At 70.5% G+C, this 5,141-nt stretch carries 4 protein-coding genes; 1 reads left to right on the top strand and 3 read right to left on the bottom strand.

Annotation, left to right across the window (positions count from 1 at the left end; genetic code table 11):
* Window positions 1-110: 110 nt before the first annotated feature.
* Window positions 111-1,061 carry a carbohydrate ABC transporter permease gene (locus FNH04_RS40930; protein ID WP_152791257.1) on the bottom strand — a complete coding sequence of 317 codons (951 nt, stop codon included), beginning with the start codon at window positions 1,059-1,061 and terminating at the stop codon, window positions 111-113.
* A gap of 2 nt (window positions 1,062-1,063) precedes the next feature.
* Entirely contained in the window at window positions 1,064-2,356 is a 1,293-nt protein-coding gene (locus FNH04_RS40925) for an ABC transporter substrate-binding protein (RefSeq protein ID WP_152791256.1), read from the bottom strand.
* Window positions 2,357-2,653: 297 nt separating this feature from the next.
* On the opposite strand from FNH04_RS40925, the gene FNH04_RS40920 reads away from it, so the two are divergent.
* A complete protein-coding gene (locus tag FNH04_RS40920) occupies window positions 2,654-3,706 on the top strand; it encodes a LacI family DNA-binding transcriptional regulator (RefSeq protein WP_322725336.1) in 1,053 nt (350 codons plus the stop codon).
* 150 nt (window positions 3,707-3,856) lie between these two features.
* On the opposite strand, the gene FNH04_RS40915 is transcribed toward FNH04_RS40920, so the two are convergent.
* Window positions 3,857-4,882 (bottom strand): LacI family DNA-binding transcriptional regulator, encoded by a 1,026-nt coding sequence (locus FNH04_RS40915; RefSeq protein ID WP_322725334.1) that lies wholly within the window; start codon window positions 4,880-4,882, stop codon window positions 3,857-3,859.
* Window positions 4,883-5,141: the final 259 nt, after the last annotated feature.

Here is a 5,141-nt window from a genome sequence, read left to right as displayed (position 1 = left end):
GTGCGGGGCGATGTCCGCGCCCGGCTTGAAGGCGTTGGCGAGCACGACGTACAGGGGGACGGCGAAGGCGGCGCCGAGGACCGTGACGCCCAGCGGGCGCAGGGTGTCTCTCACAGGTCGACCTCCCTGCGCTGGAGCAGCTTGAGCGCGAGGGCCGCGGCGCTCGCGACGATGACGAGCATGACGAGGGCCATGGCGCTGGCGTAGCCCTGCCGGTTGGCGGTGAAGCCGGTCTGCAGGATGACGAAGGCGACGGTGGCGGTGGTCCCCGAGCCGGGGCCGCCGTTCGTGATGACCTGGATGTGGTCGTACGCCTTGAAGGCGGTGATGAGCAGTACGACGGTGTTGATGGTGAGGGCGGGGGCCAGCAGCGGCCAGGTGACGTGGCGGAAGCGGGCGAGCACGCCCGCCCCGTCGATGGCGGCGGCCTCCAGGAGTTCACCGGGCACGGACTGCAGGCCGGCCAGGTACACGACGACGCAGAAGCCGAGCATCTGCCAGGCCATGATCGCGGCGAGGGAGTACAGGGCCAGGCCGGGGTCGGAGAGCCAGCCGACGGGGTCGGCACCGACCCGGCCGAGGGCCTGATTGACGACGCCGTCGTCGGCGAGCAGCCGGGTCCACACGAGGGAGACGACGACGGAGCTGAGCACGACGGGCACGAAGAACACGGCCCGCCAGGCGTTGTAGAACCAGCCCTTGCGGTCGAGCAGCAGCGCGATGCCGAGCCCGGCGGCGTTCGGCACGATCACGAGGATCGCGGTGAGCTGCACGGTGACCTTCAGCGACTGCAGGAACTCCTCGTCGCGGAAGAGGAGTTCGAAGTTGCGCAGGCCGACGAACTCGGTGGGCGGGCTGAACGGGTTGTGGTTGGTGAGGCTGTACGCCACGCTCACCACGACCGGCGCGAGCACGAAGCAGGCGTAGACCATCAGGCCGGGCGCGCCGAAGACGGCGAACCGGCCGAGGTGGGAGCGTGATCGGCGTCCCCGCCCGCGCGCGGCTGTCTGCTCAGGGGCCTTCGGCGGCGCGGCGGGACGGGCCGGGGCATCGGTGGCCATGGTCAGGAGGCCTTGTCCCACTCGGTGTCCAGGAACGCGGCCGCCTCCTCGGGCGTCCTGCGGCCGATGATCACGTCCTGGGCGGCGGCGTGCACCTTCGCGTCGAGGCCCGGCAGCAGCGCGTCACCGCCGGTCTCCCAGGCGAACGCCTTGACCGTGGCCTTCTGCTCGCTCGCCTCGCGCCACAGGTCGTACGTCTCCTTGAAGACGGGGCCGGTGTCGGCGGGCGGGGTGTAGCCCTTGACGGCGGGGAACAGGGCGTCGGAGCGCACCGAGTTGTCGAGGTTGGACTTGTCCAGCTGGAAGGCCAGGGCGAACTTCTTCGCGGCGTCCAGGTGCTGGGAGCGGGCGTTCACGGACAGGCCGCCGCCGGTGTATCCGGAGGCGAGCGGCGAGCCGTCGTCGGTGGGCCAGTGGAAGACGCCGATGTCGTCCTTGATGGCGCTCTTGTCACCGGCCGCGGCGAACCAGCAGCCCATCGGGTACATCGCGCCCTTGCCCTTGAGGAAGGCCTGTTCGGTGGCGGCGTAGTCGAGCGAGACCATCTTCTTGTCGATGTAGCCGCGTCGGGCCAGCTGCCGCACCTTCGTCAGCGCCCCGACGAAGTCGGCGTCGGTGAACTTCACCTTCCCGGCGCGGCGTTGGACCATCCAGTCGGGGTCCTTCCCGTACACGTCGGTGGCGACGGTGCCGGTGAGCGGCAGCACGGTGGGAAAGCCGTCCTTGCCCCCGCCGACGACGAACGGCTGGATTCCCTTCGCCCGTAACTTGGCGGAGGCGTCGAGGAGTTGGGCGTACGTCCTCGGGGGTGCGCTGATCCCCGCCTGCTTGAACATCGACTTGCGGTAGTAGACGACCGGGATCGACTGCGTGTTGGCGGGCAGCTGGTAGACCTTGCCGTCGATGGCGCCCCCGTCGGGCACCTGGAAGTCCCCCAGCTCGTCCGGCTGCCACGCGTACAGGTTCCCGGCGTCGCCGAGCCCGGTGGGGGCCACGGCGATCATGACGTCCGGGAACTGGCCGGAGGCGAGCAGTTGCTTGGCGTACGCGGTGCGGTCGGTGGTCGGCGCGACCAGCTTCTTCACCGTGATGTCCGGGTACTTCTTCTCGATCCGCTTGATCGCCGCGTTCCAGTACTCCGGCGTCAGGTTGGGTGTCTCGAAGGTCAGGAAAGTGATCTGCCGCTTGCCTGCCGGGTCGGACGTGCCGGCGCCCTCGTCCACCGAGCACGCGGTGAGCGAGAGGGTGAGAGCGGCCGCGGCAGCGGTCAGGACGGCCCTGCGGGATGTGTGCATCACGGATTCCTTCGCCAGAAGGGGGCGACGGGCACAACTCGCCGCCACAACGATGTGAGCGCTCCCGTGAGCGCTCACACAGAACCATCAGGGGCAGCCGACGTCACGTCAACCCCGCGTGCATCAAGGGGACTTCGCAGAGCCACTCGGCTTTCGACCGTGCGCTTGCGTACCGTTGACACCGTTTCGACGGCCTGCCCATCATGGCCGTGAGCGCTCACGTGACACGGCGCACAGCGCTGTCGGCGGTACCCGTACGGACTCGACAGCACCCGAACAGACAAGGAGACGGCTCCCGTGTCCGCACCCCCCGGGCCCACGGCCCCCGCACAGGACGGCCCCGAGGATCCGCAGGCCGGCCCCTCCCGACCCGCCACCATCGACGACGTGGCCAAGTCCGCCGGAGTGTCCCGGCAGACCGTGTCCCGCGCCATCAACGACAAGCCCGAGATCGACCCGGCGACCCGCGACCGGGTACTCTCCGTGGCCCGCGCGATGGGCTACCGGCCCAGCCGGTTCGCCCGCGGACTGGCCAGCCGCGGCGTCACCACCGTGGGTCTGGTCATCGCCGACGTACTGAACCCGTTCTTCCCCGAAGTGGTCGCCGGCGTCATGGACGCCGCGGACGAGCGGGGCTGGCAGGTCGCCGTGTACAGCACCGGGGCCGCCCTCGAACGCGAGATGGCCGTGACCCGTGCCCTCACCCAGCACGTCGACGCCTGTGTCGCGTTCCTCCTCGACGAGCGCGCCGTCGACCAGGTGCGCGCGGCGGGCATCCCGGTCGTCCTGTTGGACCACGACCGACGGCAGGCCGCCGCGGGTGGGGTGCGCATCGACTTCGCCTCGGGCATCCGGCAGGCGATCGGCCATCTCATCGAGCGCGGGCACCGGCATCTCGCGATGTTCGACGACGGCGCCCGGCCCGACGCGGACTCCGCGGGCAGCCGCCACAGGCTCTTCCTGGAAGTGGCCACGGAGTACGGCCTTCCGGCGCGGGAGAGCTGGGTCGTGCCCTGCGGCAACTCCCTTCAGGGCGGGGCCCAGGCGATGGACCTCCTCGTGCAGTCACGCCCCGAGGTCACCGCCGTCCTCGCGTACAACGACCTGATCGGGATCGGGGCGATGCGCCGGGCACGGGAGCACGGCCGGTCCGTGCCGGACGACTGCGCCTTCGTGGGCTGCGACGGGCTCATGCTCGGCGAGCTCGTCGATCCGCCCCTGACGACCCTGTACATCGACAAGCGCCATCTGGGCCGGGCCGCCGTGCGACAGCTCGACACGCTGCTGTCCGGAAAGGAGCCGGCCGAGACGGTGATCGTGCCGCGGCTGGTGGTGCGCGCGTCGAGTTGACGTCCCCGCATCGCCGCCGGGTTCGGCGTCCCGGTGTGGCGGTGCCGGGCCTCTCCCTCCCCCCGCATGAAGGAGTCGTCGTGGGACATGTACCGCTGTCCGACGGGAAGTTACCGGTCCACGGCGCACGTGCCCGTCATCGTGGCGGGGTCACCGTGACGGCGGCGTCACGGACGCGGGGCCGGTGCTCTCGCGCACCACCAGCGTGGTCGGCAGCTCCAGGTTCACCGACTCGGGCTGTTCACCGCGCGCGAGCCGCACCACCATGCGGGCGGCGACGGCGGCCATCTCGTCCAGCGGCTGACGCACCGTGGTCAGTTCCGGCGTGATCCACTGCGTGAACGGCAGATCGTCGAAGCCCACCACGCTCACGTCGTCCGGCACGCTCAGCTTCCGCTCCCGCAGGGCCCGGTAGACACCGAGCGCCTGCAGGTCGTTGCCCGCGAAGACGGCCGTCGGCGGCTGCGGAAGATCCAGCAGCTCATGCATGAGGGACCGCGCGGGCCCCCGGTCGTACGTCCCGTGCCGCACGAGGTCCGGGTCGAACGGCAGACCCGCGTCCTGAAGGGCGGCGCGGTAGCCGTGCAGCCGGGTGCGGGGCGAGTGACGGTGCGCCGGGCCCATGAGCGCTGCGACGCGGCGGTGTCCGAGGCCGGCGAGATGGCGCGTGGCGGCGTAGGCGCCGTGCCAGTTCGTGGAGCCCACGGACGGTGCGTCGGCACGGGCGTCGGTGGAGGGCTGCACGATCACGAACGGGATGCCGTTCTCGCGCAGGTCGGCCTCGCGGGCGGCGGACAGTTCGGACAGCACGAGGATCGCCCCCATCGAGCCGCGTTCGCGCAGCGCCCGGCCCCACCGCTCGGCCTGCACCTCGTCCTTGTGGACCGCGCTGACGACGAGCCCGACTCCCTCCGGACGCAACGCGGCCTCGGCACCCCGGATCAGTTCGGCGGCCCATGGGTTGTCGAGTTCGTTGATGACGAACTCGATCTGCCCGCCGCCGGGCGGACGGTGGCCGCGGCCCGGCGGCGGATAGCCGTACTGCCGCAACAGACGACCCACCCGCTCCCGAGTGTCCGCAGATACATCCGATCTCCCATGCAGAACCTTGGAGACCGTCGGCATGGAGACGCCCGCCTCGTCGGCGATCGCCGCCAGCGTCTTTCGCTTTGCCACTACGTAACTCTCCTTGATCACAGTCAAGTTCAGGCACCACGGCAGCACGGAAACATCAGACGCGAACTCTTGACGACATCCGATGTTTCTCTTACGTTACGGCCAGTCGGCCGAAGTTGCGAAAGTTTGCGCAGAGATCGCACAGCACCGCACCGCACCGCCTGACCGGGCTCGTCCCAGCCCCGGACGGCTCGCTCACCGCACGGTACGCACGCCGCACGCTGCCCTCCGCCACCGCTCTGCCGGCGCACCCCGCTCC

Origin of the sequence: Streptomyces phyllanthi, assembly GCF_009377205.1 — a bacterium.
Classification (GTDB): Bacteria; Actinomycetota; Actinomycetes; order Streptomycetales; family Streptomycetaceae; genus Streptomyces; species Streptomyces phyllanthi.
This window is presented reverse-complemented; position numbering and strand designations above follow the sequence as displayed.

Bases quoted from the DNA above. Each gene is read 5' to 3' on its own strand.
- FNH04_RS40930 (WP_152791257.1), bottom strand. From the start codon at position 1,061: ATGGCCACCGATGCCCCGGCCCGTCCCGCCGCGCCGCCGAAGGCCCCT.
- FNH04_RS40925 (WP_152791256.1), bottom strand. From the start codon at position 2,356: ATGCACACATCCCGCAGGGCCGTCCTGACCGCTGCCGCGGCCGCTCTC.